Origin of the sequence: Corynebacterium sp. HMSC034H07, assembly GCF_001815175.1 — a bacterium.
Taxonomy (GTDB): Bacteria; Actinomycetota; Actinomycetes; order Mycobacteriales; family Mycobacteriaceae; genus Corynebacterium; species Corynebacterium hiratae.
The window spans coordinates 18,481-43,057 of sequence record NZ_KV819537.1 but is presented as its reverse complement, the minus strand read 5'-3'; the positions used below and the strand labels follow the sequence as shown (position 1 = coordinate 43,057).

The window sequence follows — 24,577 nt, the reverse complement described above, 5'->3', positions numbered from 1 at the left end:
GGACGATCCTTTCTAGACCCAGTAGGAGACACGGAAGCGCCACTGGCGCATGGCCAGTCCGGCGATGAGCAGGCCGGCGACGGTGCAGCCGATGACGATAAGCCAGTGATAACCGGCAACGGGTTCACCAATCATGGGGGCGCGGATGATCTCCATGTAGTGATAGAGCGGATTGATCTCAGCGATGCGCGCGCGGCTGGCCACGGCACCTCCCTGTTCCTTCAGGGTGTTGGTCATCCACACGATAGGCGTGACGTAGAAGAGCAGCTGGGTTAGAGCCTCCAGCAGCGGGGCAACGTCACGGAAGCGGGTGGCGATGATGCCGAAGAACATGGCTACCCACACGCCGTTAACCAGGAAGAGTCCTAGCGCCGGGATGAACAGGAGGAACTCCCAGCCCAGGTGGCGCGGGAAGATAATGATGAGCAGCAGCCAGATGATGAGGTTGTGCCCCAAGAAGAGAGTTTGCCGCCAGACCAGGCGGTAGACGTGCACCGACAGTGGTGCGGGCAGCTGTTTAATCAAGCCCTCGTTGTCGATGAAGACCGTCGAGCCTTCCTTGATGGCGCCGGAAATGAAGTTCCACATGATAAGGCCCACGGTCACGTGGGGCAGGAACTCTGCCACGGGGATCTGGAAGAGCATGGAGTACAGCAGGCCAAGCGCCGCGGCCATCACACCGGTCGCGATGGTGATCCAGAAGGGACCCAATACCGAGCGGCGGTAGCGCTGCTTGATGTCTTGGATGCCCAGCTTGAACCACAGCTCGCGCTGGCGAGCGCCTTGCAACAGATCAGCGAAGGCCGCCGACATGGTCATGGAACGCGAGGCCGGCTCCTCGCCGGGTGCAGGCGCGGAGGTCATGCGGGCGACGTCGTCACGCAGGTTTTTCTTGTCTTGCACGCCATTCACCCTAGCGCGCACATCCGCTAAAAACCTACACACACGCCCTTAACCTGGGAAAACACGAGCGAGCTGGGAAAATCGAGGGTTAGGAAAGATTTACGTGGGGCGTATAGAGTAGGGAGTCGATCGGACGATTCGAGGAAGGGTTGAAGCATGACGGAACAGTATGACGTCGCCAGCGTGCGAGGTCTTTACACTGGTCTGTCCGATGGTTGGACCTACCTGAACGCGCACGCCGCGCCGCAGATTGCGGAACGCGTGGCCTCTGGGGTTGCCCGTTCTTTCCGCTTGTCCGCCACGGTGAAGCCGCTGGAGGATGCCGTGGGCGCGCACTCGGCGCATCACGACCCCGGGGAGCTCCACGCGGCGGACATGTATGACTCCGCGCGCCGGGCGGTGGCGGATCTCACGGGGGCGACAGCGCAGCGCGTCATCCTGGGCCCGTCGCTGCCGGTGCTGTACCAATCCTTGGGTGTCGCACTGCGCCCGCTCCTGCGCCGCCAGTCCTCGGTGGTGCTCTCCCGTTTTGATTCCCCGGAGTTTACGAGCGCGTTTGAGCACCTGGGTGCCGATATTCGGTGGTCGCAGCCGGACTTGGGAACTGGCGAGCTGCCGGCGTTCCAATATGCCGATCTGGTTGATGGTTCGACGCGTTTTGTCGCCTTTTCTGCCGCCCACGAGCTGCTGGGCACGGTCACGCCGGCCTCGGAGATTATTGATTCGGTCCATGAGCGTTCGCGCGCCTGGGTGCTTGTCGACGTTTCCGCTATCGCCCCCTACCGCCTCCTCGACTTTGACGCGATTGGGGCGGATATCCTCGGCGTGGATGTGGGCGCTCTTGGTGGTCCGCAGATGGCGGCGCTGGTCTTCCGCGACACCGCGATGTTCCGCCGCCTCGATGAGCTTGTTGTTGGCCCGGTCTCCGCGGGTTTGGCCGGTGGCGTTGGTCCCCTGGTGGATCATCTGGCAGAACTCGCCGGTGGGGAGCGCGGTTCGCGCCGCGTGCGCCTGACACGTTCGATGGAAGCCCTCTCCGGTTATATGGAGGATCTCACCGGGGATCTCTACAGCCTGTTGGGCACGCTGCCGGCCGTTCACGTCCTGGGAGTGACAGGGGAAGCGGCAGCCGACGCCTCCGATGACCGCCTCCCACGCCTCACCTTCGCTGTGCGGGACGTGCCTGCGGATGTGATTCACCGTCGCCTCTTTGACAATGGCCTGGTGACTACCATCGCCCCGCACACTCCACTGCTCACGGAGATGGGCGTGGAAGAAGTCGGCGGTGCTGTCACGGTCTCGCTGAGTCCGTTTAGCACGTACCACGACGTTGAGCACCTCACCCGCGTGGTCGCGTCATTGGCTTAGACCTCGAGGACGAGCTTGCCCGTGACCTCGCCGGAGTCGAGGGCTTTGTGGGCTTCGGCGGCGTCGGCAAGTGCGTAGGTAGCGTGCAGGTGGTGCTTGACGCTGCCCTCCTCCAGCCAAGGCCAGACGTTTGTAACGGTGTCCGCGACGATGGCGGCCTTACCCTCCAGCGAGCGGGAGCGCAGCGTGGTGCCCTGCAGCGTCAGGCGCTTGTTGAGGAGGATACCCATGTTGAGCTCGGCCTTTGTTCCGCCCTGCATGCCGATGGTGACCATGTGGCCGCCCTTGGCTAGCGCGATGAGGTTCTTCTTGAGGTACTTCGCACCCATGATGTCGAGGATGACATCGCACTGGTTCTTCAGTTCCTCGGCGAAGTCCTGCTCGTTGTAGTTGATGAGGATGTCCGCGCCGAGCTCCTTGCAGGTCTCGAGCTTTTCTGCGGATCCTGCCGTCACGGCGACGGTGGCGCCGAGTTGCTTCGCCACCTGGATGGCGAAGGTGCCGATGCCGCCCGCGCCGCCGTGGATGAGGATGGTCTGGCCTTCCGTGAGACCAGCCTCCATCGCGATGTTGGACCACACGGTGCAGGCCACCTCGATGACGGAGGCGGCCTCGGCAAAGGAATAGCCACGGGGGATGGGCAGCAGCTGGCCCTTGGGTACGGCGACGTATTCGGCATAGCCGCCGCCGGCCAGCAGTGCGCCGACCTTGGAGCCAACCTCGACGTCGGTGTTGCCTGCATCGACGACCTCGCCTGCGACTTCGAGGCCGATAATCTCCGATGCGCCCTGCGGCGGCGGGTAGTGTCCGCGGGCCTGGAGCAGGTCGGCGCGGTTTACGCCGGCGGCTTTGACCTTAACGAGGACTTCGCCGTCTTGGAGTTGTGGTTTATTGGTTTCCCCCAACTCCAGCGAGTGTGGGTCTTCCAGGTTGGTCTGAATGATGGCTTTCATGCCACACCACCGTACTTAAATCCAATCATCCTCGACGAGGAACGCATTGACCGTGATAGCAGCAGCATTGGCCTGGCCCATGGCCATCGCCACCTGTGCGCCTGGATTGACCACGTTGCCCACCGCCCAGACGCGCGGGTGGCTGGTGGCACCGGTGAGATCAGCCTCGATCAGGCTGCCGCCCATCGCCGGTGGCGGACTGTGGCGCTCGAGGTTGAGGTCAGCGAGGAACTCATCGTGGGGGCGGGGAATGGGCATGTAGAACAGCGCATCGACGGCATAGGTTGTACTCCCAACCAGGACTTTTCCGTCCTGGAAGGCGGTGACGGGGCCGTCGATAAGCGCAATGCCCCGCCGGGTCAGGTCCGCGCGCTGCTCGTCGGTGAACTCCATTCCGTTGGTGAAGAAGGTGATGTCCTTCGACCACTGGCGCAGCGTTGCCGCATGGTGGAAGGAGAACTCGCCGATGCAGAGCACGCCGAGCTTCTTGTCCGCTACCTCGTATCCGTGGCAGTACGGGCAGTGGAGGACCGTATCTCCCCAGTTTTCTTCGAGGCCCGGGATGTTGGGGTGCTCGTCGTCCACGCCGCTGGCGACGATGATGGAGCGGGCTGCGACGGTTTCGCCGTTGCTCAACGTGGCGGTGAGCGTGCGGTCATTATCGGTGACGGAATCTACGGTGGCGTTGAGGATCTGCGCGCCATAGCCGCGCAGCTGCTCCTTGCCGCGCTCCTGGAACTCAAGCGGTGGTGTGCCCTCGAGGGCAATGACTCCATGAATTTCATGGGCGAAACGGTTGCGGGGAGTGGCGGAATCAACAATGAGGACACTGCGGCGGGCGCGGACCATGACCAGTGCTGCCTGAAGGCCGGCCGCACCACCGCCGATGATGAGGGTATCTACTGTCTGCATGGCCGCGAGTAAACCAGAGGAGGGTTTATATGGCAATGGTTTTCATTAATTTGTGGCAGGCGTCACGCCCAACCCTGACTTGGCCAAGTTAGTGTCGAAGGGTTGGGGTGTGGTGGGAATTCGTCAACATGAGGCATCGGCCAGAATTGCGAATGCGGCCCGTCGAAGGATGGCGCCTTGTGTATCCTTTGGATGTCGTTGAGCTTTTAAGGAGCAAGAAAGTAGCATGACCTACCCCTCCACCGTCTCTAAGGTGGGCATCCGATCGCGTGCCCTGCGTTTCGCACCGCGCCGCTCGGACTGGTCCCGCGCGACGATCGGGCGCGACCTTTCGGCAGGCCTCATGGTGGCCCTCGTCGCACTGCCCCTCGCGCTCGGCTTCGGCGTTGCGTCCGGTGTTGGCGCCGCAGCCGGAATTACGACGGCCATCGTCGCGGGCATCTTGGCCGCGGTCTTCGGTGGTAGCAATGTTCAGGTAAGCGGCCCGACCGGCGCAATGACCGTCGTGTTAATCCCGATCGTGGCTGACCATGGTGCCGACGGAGTGCTCGTTGTCGGCGTGCTGTCGGGGCTCATGCTGCTCTTGCTGGCATTCACCGGCGCTGGCCGCGCGATGAAGTACATGCCGTTGCCTGTCGTCGAAGGTTTCACAGCCGGTATTGCGGTGATCATCGGCCTCCAGCAGCTGCCTGCTGCACTCGGTGTTGACGTGGACGGCGAGAAGGTCCTCGGCTTGGCGTGGGGCGCAATCAAAGCTTGGTTAGATGCGCCGGCATGGCAAGCACCCGTGATGACCCTCGCGGTGGCGGCCGGAATCGTGGTTGCGGCGCGCGTTCGTAGTGGCTTTCCCGCGGCGCTGGTGTTGGTAGCTGCCGCGACGGCCATCAACATGCTGGCAGACAGCGGTCTGAAGACTATCGGCTACATCCCGTCGACGTTGCCTGCCCCGCGCTTGCCGCAGATCCCGTGGGAGCACCTGGATTCCTTGCTGTTGGCGGCGGTCGCCGTCGCAGCGCTCGGTGCGTTGGAGTCCTTGCTGTCCGCGACGGTCGCTGACGCAATGACAGTCGGCGACCGGCACGATCCTGACCGCGAGCTCTTCGGGCAGGGCGTGGCCAATGTCGTCGCGCCTCTGTTTGGCGGGATTCCCGCGACCGCCGCGATCGCCCGAACTGCTGTCAACGTGCGGGCCGGCGCAGGTACGCGCCTGGCGGCGGTGTTCCATTCGCTGCTTTTGCTCGTCGCAGTGCTCGTCGCGGCCCGGTGGGTGGGCGAGATTCCTCTCGCTGCGCTTGCCGGCGTGCTTATCGCCACTGCGATCCAGATGATCCATCCGCGGAACCTCCGCTCGGTGATGCGCGCCACCAAGGGCGACGGGGTCACCCTGCTTATTACGGCTGCCGCCACCGTCGTGTTCGACCTTGTCGTCGCCGTGCTCATTGGCCTTGTAATAGCGGGCTTCTTCGCGCTGCGCGATACCGCCCGCACGGCGGTGTTAGAGGCCGCTCCACTGGAGACAGGAGACCACCGCGACAAGGAACGCGAACTCCTCGATGAGCACATCGCCGCCTTCCGCTTGGAAGGCCCACTCTTCTTTGGCGCAGCGCACGATTTCCTCCTCGATCTCGCTGATGCTTCGTCGGTCAAGGTTGTCGTGCTCCGCATGCGCTATGTCACGACGATTGACGCCACTGGCGCCCAGATGCTCGCTGACACGATCGGGCGCCTTGAACGTCACGGCACCCGGGTCCTACTCTCAGCCACGAAGCCCGAACATGTTCCGGTGTTGCGCGAACTCGGCGTATTTGACCAGCTTGCGCATGCGAATCACGTCTTTGACGACACTCTCGACGCCATCGCCCATGCCCGGCTGCATGTCTCACGCATTCAGCATGAGGAGTCTGATGGCGCACCCGCGGCGTCGCAAAGCAATCAGCAGGACGAGCAGCACTGACGAAGAACCAAAACCGCACCACTTCAGCACCGATGAAGTATTCGCTGAGCTCGACTCAGCGTCACTTGTCGAAAAGCAACTCGATCGGCTCCGTTTCCCGCGATTCGTGGTCCCAAACGTAGAAGCTGTCATCGCTTGGCAGGAGAACAATCGCGTTGCCTTCCTGATCCTCTGCGACGACGATGGCGTCCTGCGGGAATCCGTCGGCCTGGGAGCGCCACGTTTCGGTTTCCTTGACCACGTGATTCGCCGAGCGCGCGAGACGGCGGCGGTCAGAATCGTCGTACACTGGGTAGAGGAACCAGTATCCCTCGTCGGCATCGTCGATTTCGCCGCCGTTCTCCGACATCAGACGCTGCCGCAAGTCGTCCGGGAAGGTGCGGCCCAATGCTTCCTCAGCAGCGCGGATTCGTGATTCATCAACCGGGAATGCCATGCGAGCAGTGTATCTCGAAATCCCAGTCCTCCGCTACACACGTCCTACCGCAGGGCGGTCTTATTGCAACCGCCTGGCACCCCTATGCGAAGACACGTAAGCTGAGCGACAAATACGGCTTGCTACGGGCAAAGGGCACTGGCTTGGAGGCGTAGATGGAAAGGGTTTTCTCCAGAGAGACCACGCTCGTGGACAACCGGCTCACGCTCGCACTCGCGGCCGGACTGGAGCCTGATGGCCTTAACGCGGCCCCCAGTTTCTTCCACGGATTCGCAACCCACCCGCAGGTGCTCGCACGCGGGCTCGTAACACTCGCCGACATCACCGCTACCCGCTATTACAACTTCACCCCGATGCCGGAGCGCGACCCGATCCTTTCCGCACACGGCGATCGCCTGCGGGCCGAGTGCTTCTCGGGGTGCAACGCCGTCTACGCGTGCTTCGAGGTAATGGGTTCGGGCCTTGATGGTGGTGACATCGGACGTGGCACCACCAACGTCGACATCGGCCCAAAGTCCAGAGTGATGCTGTCCAATCTGCCGCGCCATGAACTCCTGCATCTCGACGTCGGCGTAGAGGGCCTGCGGGCGGCGACGCTGACGACGTCCACGATTGAGCGCCCCGTAACCATGCCATCACGCTGGGTGCCCGCGCTGGGCAACGCGGCGCAGTCACAACAAGGTTTCGTCGAGGCGTTCCGAGTGCCGGCCTCGGGTGCACGCCGATTCCTTGCCGGATTGCCGCCCGCGAGTGCGTCCGGGCATTCAGCCTGGCTGTCCTCATCCCGTGGCGCGATAAAGGTCAGTGCGGTGGCGACGCCGGGAGCGGTGCTGGTCAGCGGCCTGCAGCGGCTAAGCGCCTTGAAACGGCTATTGCCCCACGCACAAGGACTCATCGTCCACGGCCCCGCCGACGAGCACACCGTTGGAGCAATGATCACGCTGCTGCTCCCGGACGCCCGGCTCACCTTGGGGCTCACCGACAAGGAATGGCGCGGCTACTCCGGCGAAGGCTCCCTACTGGCCTCCCTAGCCGAACCGAACGTCGCGGAAGACGCCGACTTAGTGAGCGCGATCTTGGCTTTTGAACCGATCATTGACGTGCACCGCCTTACCAAGGACACCGCGCTTCCCAAGGCCCGGGTGAAGGCCGCGCTGGCGGTGCTCGCGGCCTCTGGCCGCGTGGGCTGGGACGTCAACGACCAAGCCTATTTCCACCGCGAGCTGCCCGACACTCCCGAACGTGTGGGAAAAGACAACCCACGGTTGACTGCAGCACAGAAGCTCGTGTCCGCCGGTGCCGTGCGCAGCGCCGGGTCGGATGCTTGGATCGTCGCATCCGGCGACGCCGAATACGGCGTGCGGCTCGGCCCCGATCCTGATGTGCCCGAGAAGGGTGCCACCTGCAGTTGCACCTGGTATCTCTCACATGCTGGCGACCGTGGGCCGTGCAAGCACGTTCTCGCCGTCATGTTGACACATAAATCGGCCAGCCCCACCGAACGACAGGGACTCGAATGGCAGTGAATCCGAGGCTGAATGAGGCCGTTGAAATCTTCCGCGAATTAGGTTGGGACAAGGCTGATGTCGCCGATGCACCAACACTGCCACTAGGCACGCAAGAACAACAGAAAGCGGCCCTCGCCGGACTAAAAACCGGCGACTGGGGTGAGTACGGGAGAATCCGATCAAACTATATCGGCTGGATCAGCGCGGTGGACGGCAACGAAACCATGCTCGCTCTGTTCGCGTTGCGCCTCGGCGTAATCCCACCCAGAGCAGTATCGCTACTGCAGTACACCGACGATGTTGTTTTGGCTAGATGTGTTGCCCAACGCGGCGAGGCTTACGCCGTCACATTCATCGATGAGGTGTGCATCCCTCGCCTGAGGGTGTCTGAGCACTCCCTGTCCGCACATGGTGAGGCAGCCGTCCGATTGGTATGCGAGATGAGGTTATCCGTCCCAAACAAGGTCGGCTACCTCCAAGACTGGTCCATCGTTGCGCTCGCGGCACTTACTGGTGACGTTGACAACATCACGTTTCCTGAAAAACATGTGCTCCCGACTTTTGAAGAACTGCGTCCTTCGTTTGAGGAGCACTGGCAGGCCACGCTGCGTTCGGGAGCACCGATGACGGGGACCTTCGGCAAGCTGCTTGCGGCTGCGGTCAAGGCAGGGCTGATCGAGCGCGACGCGGGAATAGAGCAGCTTTTCATGTCTTTGGACGCGGCGGCGCGCCCTAGTGACCGTAAAGAACTCACGTCGTTGATCGTGAACGACATAGCGGTGACCGACGATGAACTGGTCGCCCGCACCGACGCGCTGATCCCCGTCCTAAGTCATGGTGAAGGGCCGGTCGTCGAGGGCTTCGCTCCTCGACTGATTGCGAATGTGGCCGACGATCTGGTGGGCGAAGTAGCTCTGGCTTGTCTTTATGCGAAGACGAAGAAGGCAGTGCGACAAGTGTTGACTGCTTTGAAGCAGCGAGACTTTCCCGGGCAGACCAGCGCTGAGCTACTGTACGAGAGGCTAAGTGAACTCGCCCAGTCCTCCGACACGGCCACGGTCAAGTTGGCCGAGGCGGTGCTGACAAAGTGGAACATGAGCCCCGCAGCCCCAAGCGACGAGCCCGAGGTCACCGGGCTGTGGCAGCCCACTCCAGAGCTGTGGAGCGTCCCACGATTTGAGGTGGGTGAGGTCACCCCGGAGGCGTTGACCGAAGCGCTTCGCGTGTTGACATCTCGCGGTGACGTTGCTGCGTTCGGCTTGGAGGCAGACCGATTCCTGGCGCTGGCGGTCGCGCTGGCTAACCACAGCATGGACGACACCCGCAGGGCGCTGCATGGTATCTCGTCGGTGTACTGGGCAGACGCCGTCCACAACTGGTTGGCGGGCAAGCCGGCGCGGCCCTGGTGGCAAACAGAATTTACCCTGTGGGACGTGCATCTTCAGAGCACATTGGACCACCTCGGGCAGATCCCGTGCCTGCTGTCACAGCCATCGCGGGTGGATCTGAGTGTCGAGTTCGAGGATCTGGTTGCATCCCTGGAAAAGTATGCGTCCGCGGGCGTCCCAGTGCTGCAAGCTGACCTGGTTTTGGCGCTAGCTCGCCTGGATGTGACGAAAGCGGACGCTAACCCGGACCTGCCCGAGGTCCGGGTGAAGTTGATGGACGGCAAACAGCTGGTTCGCAGCGCGGACCGAGTAATCACGTCCTACCTGAAGAGACCATTCGTCATTCCGGATGCGCCTTCTACCCTGTCAGATCACGATGACAGCTTTGTCTGGCCCAAGTCATTGGTCGGGTTGAACCGCAAGATGTACCTCGAAACCCGGATCGGCACCTACTTCGGGGTGTTCCCCAACTGGGGTGATGCCCTGAACGTTTACCTTCATCGGCGCGATCCGCACGTGGCGTCAGTCATGGCTCGGCAGCTGGCTCTTAGCGCCAAGCCACTGGGGCCCGGCGCGGCGGTGAATCTGCTTGCGGTCCAGCGTCACGGACGCCCGGAGCATGCCACCGAGTCAGCGTTGGCGCTGCAAGAAGCCTGGGAGCGTGGGCTGTTAGTGCCCGGCGTGGCCGACATCGACTACCTCGACTGGGACGGGCAGCTGCGCAACATCGGATCATTCGTCGAGTCATTGCGTGAGGCAGCGGATCGCGGCATGTTGTCAGTTGTCTGGCCACTTTTGGACGACGTGCTCGTCGCCTCTGCCAAAACCCCGCGGATGTTGGCGGGCACCGCCGAGGCGGCTCAGGCGATGCAGGACTACGTCGGCGAGGTGCTGGCTGCGGTCACTGAGGGTGTTGCACCGGCGTCAGCGCTGGACGTGCCGGGGGTACGCGCGCTCGCGGCTCGGAAAGGTACTTCAAAGGCGGTTGACGCGGCCAGGGGCGTCGTCAAGCACCTGCCCGACCAGCAGGCAGAACCCCAGCAGCTTGCTGCGCCTGCCCTCGACACGGCGCTTTTCAAAAAGATCTGGCCGGCAGCGGCCGGGACCAAGCCGAACATCCCGGATGGGGTGACGTACTCGCTGCGCGAGGCAGGTTCGAACACAAAGCAGCCCCACCTGCAACTCGACATGGTTGTTCCCAGCTACCCGGCGTCCGTATTCGAGATTAAAAGCCCGACCAGAGAGTTCCTTGAGATCCGGGAAAAGGGGCAGGCCATTTCCAAGCGCGTGAGCCAGGACGAGCCGGAAGGCACGGAAAGCTGGCTCTATTGGGACGGCACAGCCTTGGTCGCAGGGCGCCGAAAGAGCGGGGATAAGCCTGAGCTTTCCGACGCACTGGTTGCGGTATTGGTCGCTTACCTGGCGGTCCGCGCCAACGACGTCCACCAGAAGCGGGAATGGGCAGCGGAACGGCTACAAGAATTGGCCGAAAAGGAGGCCTACGGCTCCGCTGCTGTGAAGGCCGCCACGATCGGTTTGCTGCCGTACCACGAGGTGTGGAGCCCGGCGCGGGTGGTGCACACCCTGGAAAAACAGCCTGAGCTGCTGCCGTTCCTGTGGCCAACGTTGAGCGAACCCCTGCGGTTTGCCGGGAACCTGGACACGGTACCGAAGTGGGTGAACCGAGTCCTCGACGTTGTGACGTTGCACGCCGAGATCCTGCTCGAAGCCACCCGCCGCGGCTACATACCGGCTGACGCGTGGGACGGCCTCGACGCGCTGGCAGCGAAGAAAGGTTCGTCTGCAGCACTGAAGAAAGCCCGAGTGCTGGCCAAGTCCTTCGAGACAGTCACGTCCCTGGGGTGACTGGAAACGTCCTTTCAGCACCACCGCTCCCGAGAACCCCGATACTTCCGTTTTGGTTGATGCCGTCGAAGACGCCCACACCCGCGCACTTGCCACAGGCGTCAACATCGCGCCTGCGCTAATGGCCGTGAGCTGAGACCAAGGTGCAATCATTCAAAATAGTTGAAGGGATACCTCTCACTCAGTTGCGGATCGATGCTGTTCAGAAGGTCCGAAACTTCCTGCTCGTGGTCATCGATCTCCTGTCCCTCGGCAAGCTTCTCCTCCAGCTCCGACAACAGGAACCCCATCCTGAGAAAACCAGTGAAATCGATCTTCAAATCGAGGAAGCTCTCTGGCCCTCCGTATTCCCCCTGGTCGTGGTCGAAGAAGAACACTGTCTTGCGCCGTGCACTCAAGAACCACTCATCGCCCTGCCCCGACTGCCCGATAAGCCACAGATCTTCGGGCAAGCCGTCGCCACGTGCTCGCCGATTCCACTCGAGGACCTTCTGATAGCCATACAGAACAATGTCCGGCGTGATACTTACCCCGTCATATCGATGAATGAACTCGGTGTACGTTGCATCGATGTCAGGGATCTTGCCTTTGTTTTTGATGGCGGGATCAAGCTGCTCAAGAGAACTGAAAACCTCGTTGGTCTCAATCAACCTCATAATTTTCCCCTACTCATCCGTGACTGGAGACTGGTCGACGAAAACCACCTCGACGAGCTGAACCTCAGTGAGTTCGCAGTTCCAAAGTTGGACGGCATCGTCGCCCGCCAGCATAACAAGGGCGGTGCCGGACAGAGCTTCCTCGGAGGCGCGGATGCGATTGCCATCGGCAAGGAAGGCCATGCCGGCAGAAAAACCCGAGCCGTCCAATTCCTCCTTCCATCCGAGCCATGCACACCACCTGTCACTCATGCCAACCGGCTCCCCCCACACGAAAAGGGCGGCCCCGGCGAACTCCGGGGCCGCCCTCAAGCGGCCATTCAGCCGATCAGCCAGAGGCTGAACGACGCACTCGGCTACACGTTGAACTTGAACTCCACCACGTTCCGTAGCTGAATAACTTCTTGACTGGCACTCCTCCAGCTGGAAGCGTGAAGGCATGAACATCGAACGCATCGTCCCCAACCTCACGGTGGCAGATCTCCGCAGAAGCGTCGACGAACACGCTGCGGTCCTCGGTCTCGAGGTGGTGATGGATCACGGCTGGATCGTCACACTCGCCGATTCCAGAGGCTGTCAGCTGAATCTCCTCACGAGAGATGCCACAGCCCGCGAGAATCCCGATGTCTCAATCTTCGTCGATGATGTCGAAGCCGCCTACTGTCGCGCTGTCGAGGCAGGTCGCGAGATCGTGCACCCTCTCACGACCGAAGAGTAGGGCGTTACGCGCTTCTTCTACCGCGACGGATCAGGCAACGTCATCAACGTCGGCATGCATTCTCGGTGAGCGCCCCAGAAGCAGGGCGGTGATGGACCGCTAGCCGTGCACCATCTCTTTGCTCGGCCGCTGAGGCACACCGATCGGCACCGCGAGCTTGTTCTGCGTGATGCTGAACCCCTCGATGGAGTCCTCCATGAGGACCTCCCCCGGGTGCACTGGCGGAAGCTTGTTAGTGGTAGTCAACGATTTCACCCTCCTCTGGCTCCGTGATGGTGTAGTCACGCTGAATATGCGCTGTTGCCTGACCCCACTCGCTCGCTTTAACGGACCTACCCCCATAACGCTAAGCATCAAGTTTGAACTCCATAGCTTGGCCATTGCTCAACGAGATGAGCCGAATTCTTCTCCCGCGCCGGAGTCTAGTACTCTGAACGTGTTGCGCGCGGTGCATGCTGACGCGTGACGAGGAGGCGTGGCAGAGCGGCCGAATGCACTGGTCTTGAAAACCAGCGTGGGGAAACTCACCGCGGGTTCAAATCCCGCCGCCTCCGCCAATTGTTTTGGTGATTACACCAAAATCTTGCGTATATTGAGCAGTGGCACTGGGCTATTCTAGTTCCATGGCCAATCGGCAAATATTCCTCCGCCCAGAGTACAGTCACCCAAGCTCGCTGTGGCCGTCTAAAGAACTCATAGTTTCTGGGGCTAATAGAATCGGATTCTATCTTCCTGAAGACTTAGGAATTGAGTCCGATCTGGGACGCGAAATCCTTGAGTGGACGGAGGAGTTTCAGCAGAATTTCCTCGAGATACCCGATAGCTTTCGCCAGCGTCCGCGTTGGAAGGACCAATTCGATAGATTTCGATGGTACGACGCGGGATGGCGTATTACTCACCAATTAAGGGAGCTTTTTCCATCGGTACAGATTGTTCCCCAGTTCGCTCAATTCGTTTTCTCCGTTAATGAGCGAAGAGAAAATGCAGGGAAGAAGCCCTTATGCCTCCCCGGAGAACAACTCACAGGGTTTGTATGCATTAGGGATGTGAGGAATGACGATTAAGGGAAGTTATCGCTCTACGGCGTCAGGCATTGTCTCCGTTGTTCATCGCTGCAGTCACCCAGCTCAGAACGCATCCCACTAGTAGGAACCCGCTAATTTGCAGGTGGGTGGCCCAGTTTCCGCCGCCGCCAGGCAAGGCGAGAAAAATTGAAAATGCAACTGCGGCAAGGCAGTGGAGGGTCAACCGGCTATGTGCGCCTAGACGTCGTTGTGGCCAGGCTTTTTCGATGGCCCAGCTCACTGCTGTGAGAATGGCATAAAAGACGATTCCCGCTAAGGCTCCTGGAACAAGGTAGAGCATGGATTCATCTCCTCTCGAGGGGCGGAATGACTGGCCGGTTTAGTTTATCTGAGAGGAATTTTGCCTATTTCCGGTAAACATCTCGTCGGTGAGCAACGCGCAGGACGAGGACTACGAGCTTTCCGTCTAGGATTTCATAAACCACGCGATAGTGTCCGACTCGAATTCTATACAGGTCGTCCGAGGCTTTTAACTTCTTTACTCCATCCGGGCGAGGGGTAACGGCCAAGTCTTCGATTGCAGCAAGTAGTCGCCTCTGTGTCGGCCTGTCGAGCTTGCGTAGCTCCTTGGCTGCGGATGCCTTATAGGTGATGCGATAAGTGGAGTTAGCCATAGAAGGCGATTAGGTGAGTCCGAGTTCTTTTTTGAGGTCTTCGTGTGAAATCTCTACGGACTCTTCTCGGGCAATCTCTGCGGCCTGAACATCCTCACGATCTTCCAGTGCTTCGACTGCGCGGGCGAAAAATGAAGGAGAGACGACAAAAGCGCGAATCCGGCTTCCACGACTAGTGATGGCGACGGGTGTGTGCTGTGCCTCTTCAAGAATTTGGCTTTGGGATTGGCGGAATTGGCTGGATGCCACTGACATCGTTTTCATACTGCAAATGTACATCTTGTACATTTCGGTGGGCAAGGGCCGCGGGATATCGGGTTGCTGTTTATCCGATTCGCCCCGCCAGGATCCGAGGCAGCGCCTCCGCTGCGGTGGCGGTGACCACCACGCTGGCAAGCGGCGAGAGGTCCGTGGGCTGCGGGGTGATTTCCACGATGGGGATGCCGCGCGCATGGGCAATCTGTGGCAGTCCGGCGGCAGGGTAGACCACGCCGGAGGTGCCCACGATGAGCAGCGCGTCCGCGGTGGACATGCGGCGCTCGGCCTCGGCCCATTCGTCGTCGGGCAGGGCCTCACCGAACCACACCACGCCCGGGCGCACGAGTCCGCCGCACACGGGGCATTCGGGTGGGGTGATGCTCTCGACCGGTTCGTTCGGCAGTGCAATGTCCTCGTCATACGGCGTATCGCAGTCGGTGCAGCGGAAGGCGAACAAGGAGCCGTGTAGGTGAACCACGTCTTGGCTTCCGGCGCGCTCGTGCAGGTTATCGATGTTTTGCGTGGTCACCGTCATGCCGCGTGCTGCAGCAATTGCGCGGTGCCCGGCGTTGGGCTGGGCCCGCTGCGCCAGCTGTGCGCGCCACAGGTACCAGGCGAACATAGGCTTAGGTTCATTGCGCCATGCGCTTATCGACGCCATCGCCACCGGATCCACATTCTCCCAGATGCCCGTCTGCGCATCGCGGTACGTGGCGATGCCGCTGTCCGCGCTCATGCCCGCGCCGGTGAAAACCTCAACGTGGGTGGCATCAGAAAGAATCGACTGTGCGCGCTCAAACAGGTGCTCCATGCATCTAGAGTACGGCGATGAGCACGCAGAATGCTATGGATGCGCTAAGCGCGATTCCCATGCGCCACAGGTAGCGCCGGCCCGGTTCGTGCGCGGTGTTGATCTGCAGCTTCGAAGAATTCGTGGAAAAGACTGCCATGCACATGGGGTCGGTGGGCTCGTTGTAGATGCCCATGCTGCCGGCAAAGCGGAGCGCTTCGTTGCGAACTTGTTCTTCATGGTCGGCGGGTATGGATTGCACGGCCTTCGGGGATGTCAGCGTTAATCGGACGCCCTGAATCATGACGAACACGGTGAAGGCTATCCACGCGGCCACGAGCAGAAAGCCGGAGAAGGGGATATCCGGAATGACGGTGCAGACCGCAGTGAGGCACACGCAGGCCGTCATGGTGAGGACTGTCTGGGCAATGAACGTGGAGGTCTTTCCAGTGAGCAGCTCCGCGCGCTGGGCGGTGGCCTCGGAGAACGGAAGAGCTGACTCTGCCGGTACATCCATTGTTTTTCGAGCCAGCGAGATCGGCGGCACGCACAGCGGCAGTGCAATGGCGAACACAACGCCGATCCACACGAGGACCGTTGCGTTGAGGAAAGATTTGGGCTCGAAGCGGTCCGGGGTGCCCGAGCCATCGATGTGGACCGGGATGGGATCGGGCACCGAGTCCCAGCGCAGCAGCATGTACACCAGCGTGAGAGCACACACCACAGCGGTAGCGACGTAATACTGGCGGGGCTTCATGGCAGGGAGCTTACAAAGGGGGTGTCTGGTTGGGGGCGTTGCAGGAGTCGTTCTCGTACATGGTTCCAGTCATAAGGTTCGCTTGGGGGCAAGTAAACCATCTGCACCTAGGTAGATGGTTCGTTTGGGTGCAAACAAACCATCTGACTAGAACCATGTGAGGGGAACCCTTTGTGGGGCAAGTAGTACGGACTCTTGGGGGCTGATTGGTCGATGAAGGGGAGCTGTAAATGGTCCCTTCAAATTGGTCTCTTTACTTTGGTCCTTTCACTGGGTAAAGGTACCATCCTGGCGCAGGAAACTGGCTGTAAATGGTCCCTTTGCAATGAGTAGGGACCAGAGTATGGGGACCAAACTAAAGGGACCATGTAGCCAAGGTGATGTCGAGAAGGTGGAGCCGCCAGCTGAGGGGTAGAGAATCTCACGGCCAGTGGCGTGAAGCTAGTCGGCCACGCCCTGCTCGGCCTCTAGGTCATCGAGAGAAATGGTCTCTAGCTCGCCTCGGTGGGCGGCGTCGGCTTCGGCCTCGAGCTCGGAGATGTGCTCTTGCCAGGCGTCGATGCCGCCGCGCAGCGAGTAGACGTTGCTGAAGCCGCGGGCGCGCAGGGCCTCGACGGCCTGGGCGGAGCGCAGGCCGCTGGCGCAGTAGAGGACGGCGAGGTCGGCGAGGTCTATGGGCGGGTTGTGGCCAGCGAGGATGTCATCGAGCGGGAGGTGCTGCGAGCCGGGGATGAGGGAGGCGGCGCGCTCGGGGGAGGTGCGGACGTCGATAAGCGTGGCGTCCTCCGGGATGACGCGGATGTCCGTGGGGTTGTCGGGGCGCGCCGGGATGGCGCCGTTCGCGCGCACGGGGATGTATTCCCAGGTCCCGGCGAGGGAATCGTAGTAGCCCAGCGTGCCGATGAGCGGGGTGCCGATGCCCGTGAGGAGCTTGAGCGCCTCGACGGCTAGGGCGGAGCCGGCCACGCCGACGACCGGTCCCATCACGCCGGCCTGCGAGCAGGAGGGCACCTGCGGGTCGGTGGGGAAGAGGTCCTCGTAGACTGGGCCGTGACCGGAATGGAAGACGGTGAGCTGCGCGTCGTAGCCCAGAAGCGAGGCCCACACGTGCGGAATGCCCAGCTCATGGGCGGCCCAGGAGGCTAGGTGGCGGGAGTAGAAGTTATCGGTTCCGTCGATGATGAGGTCAGCGCCGCTCAGCTGGTCTAAGGCGGTATCGGGCGTGAGGCGCGAGAACTGCTCGACGGTGCACTCCGGGTTGAGGGCGTTCAAGGCCGAAGCGGCGGATTCGGTTTTGGGCTGGCCTACGGTCGCCGTGCTGTGGATGACCTGGCGGTGCAGGTTGGAGAGGGAGACGGTGTCGTCGTCGAAAAGCAGGATGCGCCCCACGCCCGCGCCTGCCAGGTAGAGCAGGGCAGGCGAGCCCAGGCCACCGGCGCCGATGACGGCGACGGTAGAAGAGCGAAGCTGTTCCTGTGTGGAGCTTCCCCAGAGGGTTTCCTGGCGTGCATAACGTGAGCTCATTCCAGGCCTACCCAGGTGGTGGTGTCATCGGTGTGGAGCTGTTCTTTCCAGATGGGGACTTCCGCCTTGACGCGGTCGGCGCAGGTCGACGCTGCTTCGAAGGCGTCCTTGCGATGTGCGGAGGCAGCTGCAACGATGAAGGCGGATTCGCCGATTTCTAGTGGTCCAGTGCGGTGCGCGCACCAGAGGCGGACGGCAGGGAAGGCGGCGGCGACCTCGTCGGCGACGCGCTCGATTTCCTGTTGGGCGGTTGGGTGCGCGGTGTAGGTAAGGAGTTTCACACCCCGGCCGGAGTCGTGGTTGCGTACGATGCCGTCGAATAAAACGACAGCACCCGTTTCCGGGGTAGCGATGTCGGGGGCCGTGATGGGCTCGGCGCTGATATGCGCGCCGAGCAGGCCGTAGTTAGTGCTCATTGATGCCTTCCAGCTGGTTGATGATGTGGTGAAGAACTGGTTCGAGGACCGCGCAGCCGTCTTTGGCCGCACCCGTAGAGCCGGGGAGGGCCATGGCGAAAGTCCGACCAGAAACGCCCGCAACGGTACGCGAGAGTGCCGCGGTGGGGATGGCCGCTGAGTGCGCGTAGAAGGCGTGGGCCAGGCCGGGCAGTTCGCGCTCCACGTGCGGGGTGAGTGCTTCGACGGTGCGGTCATCCGGCGTGATGCCGGTGCCGCCGGAGGTGAGGATTACGGAGGGCGCATCGGCGAAGGCAGTGGCGAGGGCTGAGTCGATATCGGCGTCCGCGACGACGACGGGAGCCGGGGTATCGAAGCCCTGCTCACGCAGGAAGTTCACCAAGATAGGGCCAGAGCGGTCCTCGTATTCACCGGCGGCGGCGCGGGGGGAGGCAACGATAACGAGTGCGCGGCGGGTCATGAGAGCGGGAACACCTCCACGAGGTCGCCGGCTGAAAGCTGCGTGTCGGCCGGAATGCGGATGAGTACGTTGGCGCCGATGGCCTGGGACATCAGGTGGGAGCTGGTGCCGCCGAGGAAGGAGGCTTCGGCGGTGCCGTCGGAGATGCTGATGGTTCCACGTCGGAATTGCTCGCGGCCGGTGAGGCCTTCGGCGGGCTCAGTAAGGTGTGCTCTAAATGGAGCGGGAGCGCGGCCGATAACGGGTGCCAAGTAGAGGCGAAAGCTCACCAGCGTGGAGATCGGGTTGCCGGGGAAGCAGACAACGGGAACCTCCCCCAAACGCGACAGGCCCTGCGGGCCGCCGGGCTGCTGCGCCACGTGGCCGAACCAGCCGTCCTCTTCGAAGATCTGGCGGATGACCTCAAACTTTCCGTGGGAGATGCCGCCGGAGGTGACGATGACATCGGGGCGGTGGGTGATGACCGCTTCGGTGAGGTCCGCGCGCAGGGCAGAAGGATCGTCATTCGTGCGCACGAAGCCGGCTACGTCGATGCCATACTGCGCAGCCAAGGCCGCGAGCATCGGTGCATTGGAATCGGGGATGGTGGCCTCGCCCGTGCCACCGATTTCCGCGCCGCCGGTGCAGATGAGGATGCGGGCGGGCGCGTATGTGAGGACCTCGGCCAGGCCCTGGGAGGCGAGGGTGGCGATGGAGGGGGCGTCGAGAAGCGCGTGCTCGTTGATGAGGGTCGTGCCGGCCTGGACATCGGAGCCGGCACGGCGGATGAACTGCTCGGGGGCTGCCGGCACGGTGACCGTGGCGCCCTCCTCGGGGAAGTGCGGGGGCTCGCAGTGCTCGACGGGGACGATGGTAGCGGTGCCTTCGGGGATTTTGGCGCCGGTCATGATGGGAAGGGCGGTGCCTTCGGTGAGGTCCACCGGAGGATCACCCGCCGCAATGGTGCGGCCGACGGTGAAGGCGCCGCCGTGTGTAGTCGGAAGAGCATAGCCATCCATCTGCGAATTATCGAAAGGTGGAAGGTTGTGTTCCGCGCGGTACGTGGCGGCGGCACGGCGTCCGAAGGCGCTGCTCAGGGGAGTGGAGACCGCGCGGGGTTGCGGAAGGGCCGCGCGGACGGCGGCAAGGTGTTCCTCATAGGTGCGCATCGGGTTCCTTCCTGTCACGGAGGCTGGCATAGTGGCAACCATGGTTGACATACACTACTTTGCCGCAGCCCGCGCTGCCGCGGGGCGCGCGCAAGACACGGCGCAGGCGGCGACCTTGGGGGAGTTGCTGGACGTGTTGCGTGCTCGGCATACTGGCAGCACCGAGGCCGGCATGAGCTTTGCGGAGGTGCTGGAGCGCTGCACCTTCCTGGTGGATGGCGCGAGCGCTACCGAGGACGCCGTGCTTGCCGACGCTTCCCGTGTCGACGTCCTCCCGCCTTTTGCTGGGGGTTAGTTGCGGACCCGCAGCGGGCTGGTGAAGAAGTTCACCACGCCGGAGACAACCGCAAGCACAATCGCGCCGATGATGGCGGCACCCCAACCGTCGATGACGAGCGAGTCCATGAGCGCGCTGACGAGGAGCAGGACCGCGCCGTTGATGACGAGCGCGAAGAGGCCCAGTGTGAGGCAGGTCAGCGGTGCGCCGAGGAAGCGAAGTACCGGGGTGACGACCTCGTTGACGATGATGAAGACCGCCGCGATGAGCAGGAAATTCTGGGTGGTCGCAGGAACGATGTCGATTCCAGGGACAATCGCCACTACTGCCCAGAAGGCCACCGCGACGGCAATGACGTTGAGTGCAAAATTGATAAATGTCTTCACAACTGCACTCTAACGCGGAAACTAACCCTCTGCACCGAAGGCAGCGTCCCAGGCCTTAAGCAGGATTTCGGTTTCCTCCGCCGTGGTGACGGAAATGCGCACGCCCTCGGGGAAGGCGCGGACCAGGACGTCATTCTCCGCGAGTTTTGCGGCGACGTCCTGCGGGGAGCCCAGCTTCGCGATGCTGTCGGCGGCAAACCAGATGTGGTTGGCCTGGGACTCCGGAACCCCAAAGTCCGCGAAGTGCGTGACCAGGCGGTCGCGCTGCTCAACGGTCTCATCGGTGCGCTCGCGTAGCTCGTTCTGGGCGGCCAACGAGGCCACCGCACCCGCCTGCGCTACCGAGTTCACGGAGAAAGGAATGGCCACCTTGCTTAAGGCCTCGATGATCTCGGCGTTGCCGAAGGCATAGCCCAAACGGACACCGGCCAGGCCATAGGCCTTGGAGAAGGTGCGCAGGCCAATGACGTTGTCGTGGGTGTGGACATAGTCGGTGGCCAGCGGGACGGCGTCGTTGCGGTTGTACTCGATGTAGGCCTCATCGAGCGCCACGATGACGTCCTTCGGGACCTTGGCCAGGAAGGCGTCGAACTCCTCCTTGGTGATGATGGAGCCGGTGGGGTTATTCGGGTTGCACACGAAGATCAGGCGAGTCTTGTCCGTGATGGCAGCCGCCATGGCGTCCAAGTCCACGCGGTGATCCGCGGTGAGCGGAACCTTGACCGGGGTAGCGCCCACGACCTGCGCGAAGATGGGATAAGCCTCGAAGGAGCGCCAGGGGAAGACAATCTCATCACCGGGCACGGAGGTGATCTGCACCAGCTGCTGGCAGATGGCGGAGGACCCCGCACCGGTGGTGACCTGCTCCGGAGTGACGCCGAGGTTTTCGGCGAGTGCCTTGCGGATTTCCACCGCACCCATGTCCGGGTAGCGGTTAACGTGCGCGACGGCAGTCTCCATGGCCTTGAGCGCGCCGGGCAGCGGCTCCTGGGTTGCCTCGTTGGAGGAGAGCTTCAAGGCGTGCTCGGCATTCTTGCCGGGGACATAGACGGGCAGGGAGGAAAGGTCTGGTCGAATCATGTTCTCCACCTTAGGCGTTGCGGGGGCCGCGGGGCCCGAAGTCGAATTCTGCAGTTTGCGGGCCGAAGGCCTGAAGTCCCTTCGGCGCATCGAAAGCGTCGAGGCGCACCTCGAGGAAGGCGCCGCGCTCCGGGTGGGCGGCGATGTCCTCTAGGGCCTTCGCTAGTTCGCCTTCGGTCGAGGCCACGTAGGACTCCATCGTGGTGTCCTTCATGAACACCTTCGGCAGAGCCGTGTAGTCCCACATCTGGATCTCGTTGTACTCGCGCTCCATGCCCAGGATGTAGCGCTCGATGGTGTAGCCATCGTTGTTGACCAGCACGATGATGGGCTTGAGGTCCTGGCGCACGATGGTGGAGAGCTCCTGGGCGGTGAGCTGGAAGGAGCCATCACCGATGAAGAGGACGTGGCGACGCTCCGGGTTAGCCAGCTGCGAACCGAGCACGCACGGCAGGGTAAAGCCGATGGAACCCCAGATGGTGGAGTTGATGTACTGCACGCCCTCGGGCATGCGCTGCTGGCCCAGCCCGATATTGGAGGTGCCGGCCTCGGCGATGACCACGTCATCTTCCTGGATGAAGCCGAGCATCTGCGGCCAGATGCGTTCCTGGGTCAGCGGGGCATCCGGGTTCGGCTCGAAGGGCTCGGGTTCGAAAGCCGCGCTTGTCGATGCCCCGGCTTCCGGGATGCGGTCGAGGAGGACGTCGAGAAGCTCCAGCGTATTGATGCCCACGAAGTACTCGCCGTCGGCGTTGAGGTGCTGGTCGCCGAAGTTGTAGACGCGGGCATCGGCCAGGTTGTGGGTGAAGGAGCCGGAGTTGACCTCGATGAAGCGCGGGTTCGTGGTGACCAGGAAGTCGGATTTTTCGATGCGCTCCTGCACGCCCGGGGCAGAGGCCGCGCCGTTGTAGGTGCCGATGAAGAGCGGGTGGCGCTCAGACAGGATGGCCTTGCCGGAGGAGAGCTGGGAGTAGGGCAGCTGGGCCTTGTCGATGATGGCGCGGAATTTCTCCGTGAAACCGTGGCGGTTGGTGTCCTGGTCGATGAGGATGATCGCGTCCTTGGCCTTAGCAAGGTGCTCTAACACGTAATCCGCAGCGGCGTTGAGGCGCTCCGGATCGGAGGGAGCCAGCTCGGTGGAGAATGGCTCGTCAGGGACCTCGATGGTCAAGTGCGTGATATCGGACGGGATCTGGATGTGCACCGGGCGCTTCTCGCGCAGGCAGGTGTGCAGGGCGCGGTCGAATTCCTCGACCACGTTCATGGGGGACACGCGTGTGGCCACTTCGGTGAAGGGCGCGAAGGAATCCAGCATGTTGGCATAGTCGCCGTCGGCAAGCGAGTGGTGCAGGTTCCAGCGGAACTCCGTGGCGTACTGCGGCGGCGCGCCTGCCAGCGACACCAGCGGGACGTGCTCAGCGCGGGCACCAGCGATGCCGTTGAGTGCGGAAAGCTCGCCCACGCCATAGGTGGTGAGCAGGCAGCCCACGCCCTTCTGGCGGGCATAGCCGTCGGCAGCATAGGCGGCGTTGAGCTCGTTGCAGGCGCCGACGAAGCGGATGCCCTCGGAAGCTTCAATCTGCTCGAGGAAGCTCAGGTTGAAGTCACCGGGTACGCCGATGATTTCAGTAATGCCGATGGCCTTGAGGCGGTCCAGGATGAAATCACCAATGGTGGTCTGCATGAGAGGGTCCTTTCTATTTGTTTCGGGCGTCGTGGCGCTTCTTGCCCAGCCAGATGAGGGCCAAGGTCACAATCCAACAGGGTAGGACAATGGCGCCGGTGCGGTAGTCGGGCAGCATGAACATCAAAACAATGACGAGTGCGAAGAAGGCCAAGCACAGGTAGTTGGCAAAGGGGTAGAGGGGCGCGCGGAAGGCCGCGTCCGGGCAGCGCTTGCGGAAATTCAGGTGTGCAAGGGCGATGGCGGACCAGGAGATGAGCTCCGCACCAACGATGATGGCGAGGAGAACAATCAGGATCTTGCCCTCGAAGAGGAAGTTAAGTAGCACGGCCGAGCCCATGAGTAAAGAGTTGAAGAGCAAGGCGCGAACCGGCACGCCCTTGGCGCTGACGGAATTGAAGAAGGGTGGGGCTTGGCCGCCGCGGGAGAGGTCCCGCAGCATGCGCGCGCCGGAGAAGGTCATGGTGTTGAACACGGAGACGGCGGCGACCAGCACGATGAGGTTAAGGCCCGTGGCGGCGGCCGTAATGCCCAGGGTGCTCAGTGCGCGCACGAAGGGTGAGGTGGAAGTATCGAGTTCATTCCACGGGGCGAGCAGCACGATGATGCTGATGCCGCCGACGTAGAAGAGGAGGATGCGCCAGATGACGTTGTTGATGGCCTTGGGCAGGCTCTTGGCGGGATCCTGCGCCTCGCCTGCGGCGGTGCCGATGGAGATGATGCCGCCGAAGGAGAAAATCACCGCGACGAGGGAGAAGAGCATGCCGGTAGCGCCGTTGGGGAAGAAGCCACCGTGCTCGGTGATATTGCTTAAGCCCAGGGCGGGCTCCGGGGTGAGGCCAAAGACGATGGCCGCGCCGACGATGATCATGAGGATGAGCGCGGCGACCTTGATGAGGGAGAGCCAGAACTCTGCCTCGGCGAAGGCACCGACGTGCACCAGGTTGATGGCGGTGACGATGACGAGCGCGACGAGGGCGGTGAGCCAGTGGGGGATCCCGGGGAACCAGAAATCCATGATGGTGCCGGCGGCGGTGAGCTCCAGCATGCCGACGACGATGGTGGTAAACCACCAGTTCCAACCGGTGACAAAACCGGCGATGGGCCCGATGTACTCGCGGGCATAAGCACTGAAGGAGCCTGCGACGGGGTGCTCCACGGCCATCTCACCAAGCATGCGCATGATGAGGAAGATGATGAAGCCGCCGATGGCGTAGGCGGCGATAACGCCGGGACCGGCCTCCTGGATGGAGGCGCCGGAGCCTAAGAAGAGGCCCGTGCCGATGCACGAGCCAAAAGCGATCATCTGCAGGTGGCGCGACTTCATGCCGCGCTGCAGGCCGTCGTCTGCACTCGTGTTGTCGCTGGCGACAACGTCCTGTGCTTTGACGGAATTATTGGTTGTGGTCATAAAGACGCCCTTCATGAACGTATAT

At 62.2% G+C, this 24,577-nt stretch carries 25 protein-coding genes, 1 tRNA gene and 1 pseudogene; 7 read left to right on the top strand and 20 right to left on the bottom strand.

The window, feature by feature from the left end; genetic code table 11:
- Positions 1 to 12: 12 nt before the first annotated feature.
- Positions 13 to 864 carry a galactan export ABC transporter permease subunit Wzm/RfbD gene (locus HMPREF3009_RS09510; protein ID WP_046647242.1) on the bottom strand — a complete coding sequence of 284 codons (852 nt, stop codon included), beginning with the start codon at positions 862 to 864 and terminating at the stop codon, positions 13 to 15.
- Positions 865 to 1,059: 195 nt separating this feature from the next.
- On the opposite strand from HMPREF3009_RS09510, the gene HMPREF3009_RS09505 reads away from it, so the two are divergent.
- Entirely contained in the window at positions 1,060 to 2,271 is a 1,212-nt protein-coding gene (locus HMPREF3009_RS09505) for an aminotransferase class V-fold PLP-dependent enzyme (protein ID WP_070510707.1), read from the top strand.
- Here the strand turns inward: HMPREF3009_RS09505 and HMPREF3009_RS09500 are convergent.
- Entirely contained in the window at positions 2,268 to 3,224 is a 957-nt protein-coding gene (locus tag HMPREF3009_RS09500; RefSeq protein WP_070681582.1) for an NAD(P)H-quinone oxidoreductase, read from the bottom strand. The genes HMPREF3009_RS09505 and HMPREF3009_RS09500 overlap by 4 nt on opposite strands.
- A gap of 15 nt (positions 3,225 to 3,239) precedes the next feature.
- On the bottom strand, positions 3,240 to 4,136 hold the full coding sequence (locus HMPREF3009_RS09495) for an NAD(P)/FAD-dependent oxidoreductase (protein ID WP_070681579.1): 897 nt from the start codon (positions 4,134 to 4,136) through the stop codon (positions 3,240 to 3,242).
- A 226-nt stretch (positions 4,137 to 4,362) separates the two neighbouring features.
- Between HMPREF3009_RS09495 and HMPREF3009_RS09490 the strand changes: the two genes are divergently transcribed.
- Positions 4,363 to 6,090, top strand: a complete 1,728-nt coding sequence (locus HMPREF3009_RS09490; protein ID WP_070681576.1) for a SulP family inorganic anion transporter — start codon at positions 4,363 to 4,365, stop codon at positions 6,088 to 6,090.
- Positions 6,091 to 6,151: 61 nt separating this feature from the next.
- Here the strand turns inward: HMPREF3009_RS09490 and HMPREF3009_RS09485 are convergent, their stop codons facing one another.
- On the bottom strand, positions 6,152 to 6,526 hold the full coding sequence (locus tag HMPREF3009_RS09485; RefSeq protein WP_049156773.1) for an SMI1/KNR4 family protein: 375 nt from the start codon (positions 6,524 to 6,526) through the stop codon (positions 6,152 to 6,154).
- Positions 6,527 to 6,681: 155 nt separating this feature from the next.
- Between HMPREF3009_RS09485 and HMPREF3009_RS09480 the strand changes: the two genes are divergently transcribed.
- Together HMPREF3009_RS09480 and HMPREF3009_RS09475 are read left to right on the top strand one after the other, a co-directional pair.
- Entirely contained in the window at positions 6,682 to 8,052 is a 1,371-nt protein-coding gene (locus HMPREF3009_RS09480) for an SWIM zinc finger family protein (protein ID WP_049156776.1), read from the top strand.
- Positions 8,043 to 11,288, top strand: coding sequence for a hypothetical protein (locus HMPREF3009_RS09475; RefSeq protein WP_049156779.1), 3,246 nt, complete (start codon positions 8,043 to 8,045; stop codon positions 11,286 to 11,288). The genes HMPREF3009_RS09480 and HMPREF3009_RS09475 overlap by 10 nt, the downstream gene beginning before the upstream one ends.
- 149 nt (positions 11,289 to 11,437) lie before the next feature.
- Here HMPREF3009_RS09475 and HMPREF3009_RS09470 read toward each other — a convergent pair whose 3' ends face one another.
- Together HMPREF3009_RS09470 and HMPREF3009_RS09465 are read right to left on the bottom strand one after the other, a co-directional pair.
- The gene (locus tag HMPREF3009_RS09470) at positions 11,438 to 11,944 is read right to left on the bottom strand and encodes an SMI1/KNR4 family protein (protein WP_049156784.1); all 507 of its coding nucleotides are present in this window, start codon (positions 11,942 to 11,944) and stop codon (positions 11,438 to 11,440) included.
- A gap of 9 nt (positions 11,945 to 11,953) precedes the next feature.
- Positions 11,954 to 12,196 carry a hypothetical protein gene (locus HMPREF3009_RS09465; RefSeq protein ID WP_141756288.1) on the bottom strand — a complete coding sequence of 81 codons (243 nt, stop codon included), beginning with the start codon at positions 12,194 to 12,196 and terminating at the stop codon, positions 11,954 to 11,956.
- 187 nt (positions 12,197 to 12,383) lie between these two features.
- On the opposite strand from HMPREF3009_RS09465, the gene HMPREF3009_RS09460 reads away from it, so the two are divergent.
- On the top strand, positions 12,384 to 12,662 hold the full coding sequence (locus HMPREF3009_RS09460) for a VOC family protein (RefSeq protein WP_308409928.1): 279 nt from the start codon (positions 12,384 to 12,386) through the stop codon (positions 12,660 to 12,662).
- A gap of 102 nt (positions 12,663 to 12,764) precedes the next feature.
- Here the strand turns inward: HMPREF3009_RS09460 and HMPREF3009_RS09455 are convergent.
- A pseudogene (locus HMPREF3009_RS09455) lies at positions 12,765 to 12,860 on the bottom strand (addiction module antidote protein, HigA family); the annotation flags it as partial.
- Between the two features lie 271 nt (positions 12,861 to 13,131).
- On the opposite strand from HMPREF3009_RS09455, the gene HMPREF3009_RS09450 reads away from it, so the two are divergent.
- A tRNA-Ser gene (locus tag HMPREF3009_RS09450) sits at positions 13,132 to 13,219 on the top strand.
- Between the two features lie 529 nt (positions 13,220 to 13,748).
- Here the strand turns inward: HMPREF3009_RS09450 and HMPREF3009_RS13115 are convergent.
- The 9 genes from HMPREF3009_RS13115 to HMPREF3009_RS09405 form a co-directional block, all read right to left on the bottom strand.
- Entirely contained in the window at positions 13,749 to 14,027 is a 279-nt protein-coding gene (locus HMPREF3009_RS13115; protein ID WP_080975121.1) for a hypothetical protein, read from the bottom strand.
- Positions 14,028 to 14,091: 64 nt separating this feature from the next.
- Complete coding sequence (locus HMPREF3009_RS09440; protein ID WP_070533429.1) at positions 14,092 to 14,361, bottom strand: type II toxin-antitoxin system RelE family toxin; 270 nt, start codon at positions 14,359 to 14,361, stop codon at positions 14,092 to 14,094.
- Between the two features lie 9 nt (positions 14,362 to 14,370).
- Positions 14,371 to 14,625: a type II toxin-antitoxin system Phd/YefM family antitoxin gene (locus tag HMPREF3009_RS09435; protein ID WP_369816114.1), complete on the bottom strand. Its 255-nt coding sequence runs from the start codon at positions 14,623 to 14,625 to the stop codon at positions 14,371 to 14,373.
- A gap of 61 nt (positions 14,626 to 14,686) precedes the next feature.
- Positions 14,687 to 15,430, bottom strand: coding sequence for an NAD-dependent deacylase (locus tag HMPREF3009_RS09430; RefSeq protein WP_070681570.1), 744 nt, complete (start codon positions 15,428 to 15,430; stop codon positions 14,687 to 14,689).
- Between the two features lie 4 nt (positions 15,431 to 15,434).
- A complete protein-coding gene (locus HMPREF3009_RS09425) occupies positions 15,435 to 16,166 on the bottom strand; it encodes a DUF1648 domain-containing protein (protein ID WP_070681567.1) in 732 nt (243 codons plus the stop codon).
- A gap of 441 nt (positions 16,167 to 16,607) precedes the next feature.
- Positions 16,608 to 17,690: a ThiF family adenylyltransferase gene (locus tag HMPREF3009_RS09420; protein ID WP_232761065.1), complete on the bottom strand. Its 1,083-nt coding sequence runs from the start codon at positions 17,688 to 17,690 to the stop codon at positions 16,608 to 16,610.
- Entirely contained in the window at positions 17,687 to 18,106 is a 420-nt protein-coding gene (locus HMPREF3009_RS09415; protein WP_070681565.1) for a molybdenum cofactor biosynthesis protein MoaE, read from the bottom strand. The genes HMPREF3009_RS09420 and HMPREF3009_RS09415 overlap by 4 nt, the downstream gene beginning before the upstream one ends.
- Positions 18,096 to 18,566 carry a MogA/MoaB family molybdenum cofactor biosynthesis protein gene (locus tag HMPREF3009_RS09410; RefSeq protein WP_070681562.1) on the bottom strand — a complete coding sequence of 157 codons (471 nt, stop codon included), beginning with the start codon at positions 18,564 to 18,566 and terminating at the stop codon, positions 18,096 to 18,098. The genes HMPREF3009_RS09415 and HMPREF3009_RS09410 overlap by 11 nt, the downstream gene beginning before the upstream one ends.
- Complete coding sequence (locus tag HMPREF3009_RS09405) at positions 18,563 to 19,714, bottom strand: molybdopterin molybdotransferase MoeA (RefSeq protein ID WP_070681559.1); 1,152 nt, start codon at positions 19,712 to 19,714, stop codon at positions 18,563 to 18,565. Before HMPREF3009_RS09405 ends, HMPREF3009_RS09410 begins: the two co-directional genes overlap by 4 nt.
- A 40-nt stretch (positions 19,715 to 19,754) precedes the next feature.
- Here HMPREF3009_RS09405 and HMPREF3009_RS09400 point away from each other — a divergent pair, with 40 nt between their 5' ends.
- Positions 19,755 to 20,009: a MoaD/ThiS family protein gene (locus HMPREF3009_RS09400; protein ID WP_010188351.1), complete on the top strand. Its 255-nt coding sequence runs from the start codon at positions 19,755 to 19,757 to the stop codon at positions 20,007 to 20,009.
- Here HMPREF3009_RS09400 and HMPREF3009_RS09395 read toward each other — a convergent pair.
- The 4 genes from HMPREF3009_RS09395 to HMPREF3009_RS09380 are packed head-to-tail and all read right to left on the bottom strand — an operon-like array spanning position 20,006 to position 24,552.
- Entirely contained in the window at positions 20,006 to 20,377 is a 372-nt protein-coding gene (locus HMPREF3009_RS09395) for a phage holin family protein (protein WP_049157382.1), read from the bottom strand. The two genes, HMPREF3009_RS09400 and HMPREF3009_RS09395, sit on opposite strands and share 4 nt — an antisense overlap.
- A gap of 21 nt (positions 20,378 to 20,398) precedes the next feature.
- Positions 20,399 to 21,457: a histidinol-phosphate transaminase gene (gene hisC / locus HMPREF3009_RS09390; protein ID WP_070681557.1), complete on the bottom strand. Its 1,059-nt coding sequence runs from the start codon at positions 21,455 to 21,457 to the stop codon at positions 20,399 to 20,401.
- A gap of 10 nt (positions 21,458 to 21,467) precedes the next feature.
- Complete coding sequence (locus HMPREF3009_RS09385) at positions 21,468 to 23,141, bottom strand: alpha-keto acid decarboxylase family protein (RefSeq protein WP_070681554.1); 1,674 nt, start codon at positions 23,139 to 23,141, stop codon at positions 21,468 to 21,470.
- 13 nt (positions 23,142 to 23,154) lie between these two features.
- Entirely contained in the window at positions 23,155 to 24,552 is a 1,398-nt protein-coding gene (locus tag HMPREF3009_RS09380; RefSeq protein WP_232761063.1) for an amino acid permease, read from the bottom strand.
- Between the last annotated feature and the right edge of the window lie 25 nt (positions 24,553 to 24,577).

What these genes read in the sequence shown, in the direction of transcription:
- HMPREF3009_RS09510 (WP_046647242.1), bottom strand. Translation starts at nt 864, where the DNA reads ATGACCTCCGCGCCTGCACCCGGCGAGGAGCCGGCCTCGCGTTCCATG.
- HMPREF3009_RS09505 (WP_070510707.1), top strand. Translation starts at nt 1,060, where the DNA reads ATGACGGAACAGTATGACGTCGCCAGCGTGCGAGGTCTTTACACTGGT.
- HMPREF3009_RS09500 (WP_070681582.1), bottom strand. Translation starts at nt 3,224, where the DNA reads ATGAAAGCCATCATTCAGACCAACCTGGAAGACCCACACTCGCTGGAG.
- HMPREF3009_RS09495 (WP_070681579.1), bottom strand. Translation starts at nt 4,136, where the DNA reads ATGCAGACAGTAGATACCCTCATCATCGGCGGTGGTGCGGCCGGCCTT.
- HMPREF3009_RS09490 (WP_070681576.1), top strand. Translation starts at nt 4,363, where the DNA reads ATGACCTACCCCTCCACCGTCTCTAAGGTGGGCATCCGATCGCGTGCC.
- HMPREF3009_RS09485 (WP_049156773.1), bottom strand. Translation starts at nt 6,526, where the DNA reads ATGGCATTCCCGGTTGATGAATCACGAATCCGCGCTGCTGAGGAAGCA.
- HMPREF3009_RS09480 (WP_049156776.1), top strand. Translation starts at nt 6,682, where the DNA reads ATGGAAAGGGTTTTCTCCAGAGAGACCACGCTCGTGGACAACCGGCTC.
- HMPREF3009_RS09475 (WP_049156779.1), top strand. Translation starts at nt 8,043, where the DNA reads ATGGCAGTGAATCCGAGGCTGAATGAGGCCGTTGAAATCTTCCGCGAA.
- HMPREF3009_RS09470 (WP_049156784.1), bottom strand. Translation starts at nt 11,944, where the DNA reads ATGAGGTTGATTGAGACCAACGAGGTTTTCAGTTCTCTTGAGCAGCTT.
- HMPREF3009_RS09465 (WP_141756288.1), bottom strand. Translation starts at nt 12,196, where the DNA reads ATGAGTGACAGGTGGTGTGCATGGCTCGGATGGAAGGAGGAATTGGAC.
- HMPREF3009_RS09460 (WP_308409928.1), top strand. Translation starts at nt 12,384, where the DNA reads ATGAACATCGAACGCATCGTCCCCAACCTCACGGTGGCAGATCTCCGC.
- HMPREF3009_RS13115 (WP_080975121.1), bottom strand. Translation starts at nt 14,027, where the DNA reads ATGCTCTACCTTGTTCCAGGAGCCTTAGCGGGAATCGTCTTTTATGCC.
- HMPREF3009_RS09440 (WP_070533429.1), bottom strand. Translation starts at nt 14,361, where the DNA reads ATGGCTAACTCCACTTATCGCATCACCTATAAGGCATCCGCAGCCAAG.
- HMPREF3009_RS09435 (WP_369816114.1), bottom strand. Translation starts at nt 14,625, where the DNA reads ATGAAAACGATGTCAGTGGCATCCAGCCAATTCCGCCAATCCCAAAGC.
- HMPREF3009_RS09430 (WP_070681570.1), bottom strand. Translation starts at nt 15,430, where the DNA reads ATGGAGCACCTGTTTGAGCGCGCACAGTCGATTCTTTCTGATGCCACC.
- HMPREF3009_RS09425 (WP_070681567.1), bottom strand. Translation starts at nt 16,166, where the DNA reads ATGAAGCCCCGCCAGTATTACGTCGCTACCGCTGTGGTGTGTGCTCTC.
- HMPREF3009_RS09420 (WP_232761065.1), bottom strand. Translation starts at nt 17,690, where the DNA reads ATGAGCTCACGTTATGCACGCCAGGAAACCCTCTGGGGAAGCTCCACA.
- HMPREF3009_RS09415 (WP_070681565.1), bottom strand. Translation starts at nt 18,106, where the DNA reads ATGAGCACTAACTACGGCCTGCTCGGCGCGCATATCAGCGCCGAGCCC.
- HMPREF3009_RS09410 (WP_070681562.1), bottom strand. Translation starts at nt 18,566, where the DNA reads ATGACCCGCCGCGCACTCGTTATCGTTGCCTCCCCCCGCGCCGCCGCC.
- HMPREF3009_RS09405 (WP_070681559.1), bottom strand. Translation starts at nt 19,714, where the DNA reads ATGCGCACCTATGAGGAACACCTTGCCGCCGTCCGCGCGGCCCTTCCG.
- HMPREF3009_RS09400 (WP_010188351.1), top strand. Translation starts at nt 19,755, where the DNA reads ATGGTTGACATACACTACTTTGCCGCAGCCCGCGCTGCCGCGGGGCGC.
- hisC (WP_070681557.1), bottom strand. Translation starts at nt 21,457, where the DNA reads ATGATTCGACCAGACCTTTCCTCCCTGCCCGTCTATGTCCCCGGCAAG.
- HMPREF3009_RS09385 (WP_070681554.1), bottom strand. Translation starts at nt 23,141, where the DNA reads ATGCAGACCACCATTGGTGATTTCATCCTGGACCGCCTCAAGGCCATC.
- HMPREF3009_RS09380 (WP_232761063.1), bottom strand. Translation starts at nt 24,552, where the DNA reads ATGACCACAACCAATAATTCCGTCAAAGCACAGGACGTTGTCGCCAGC.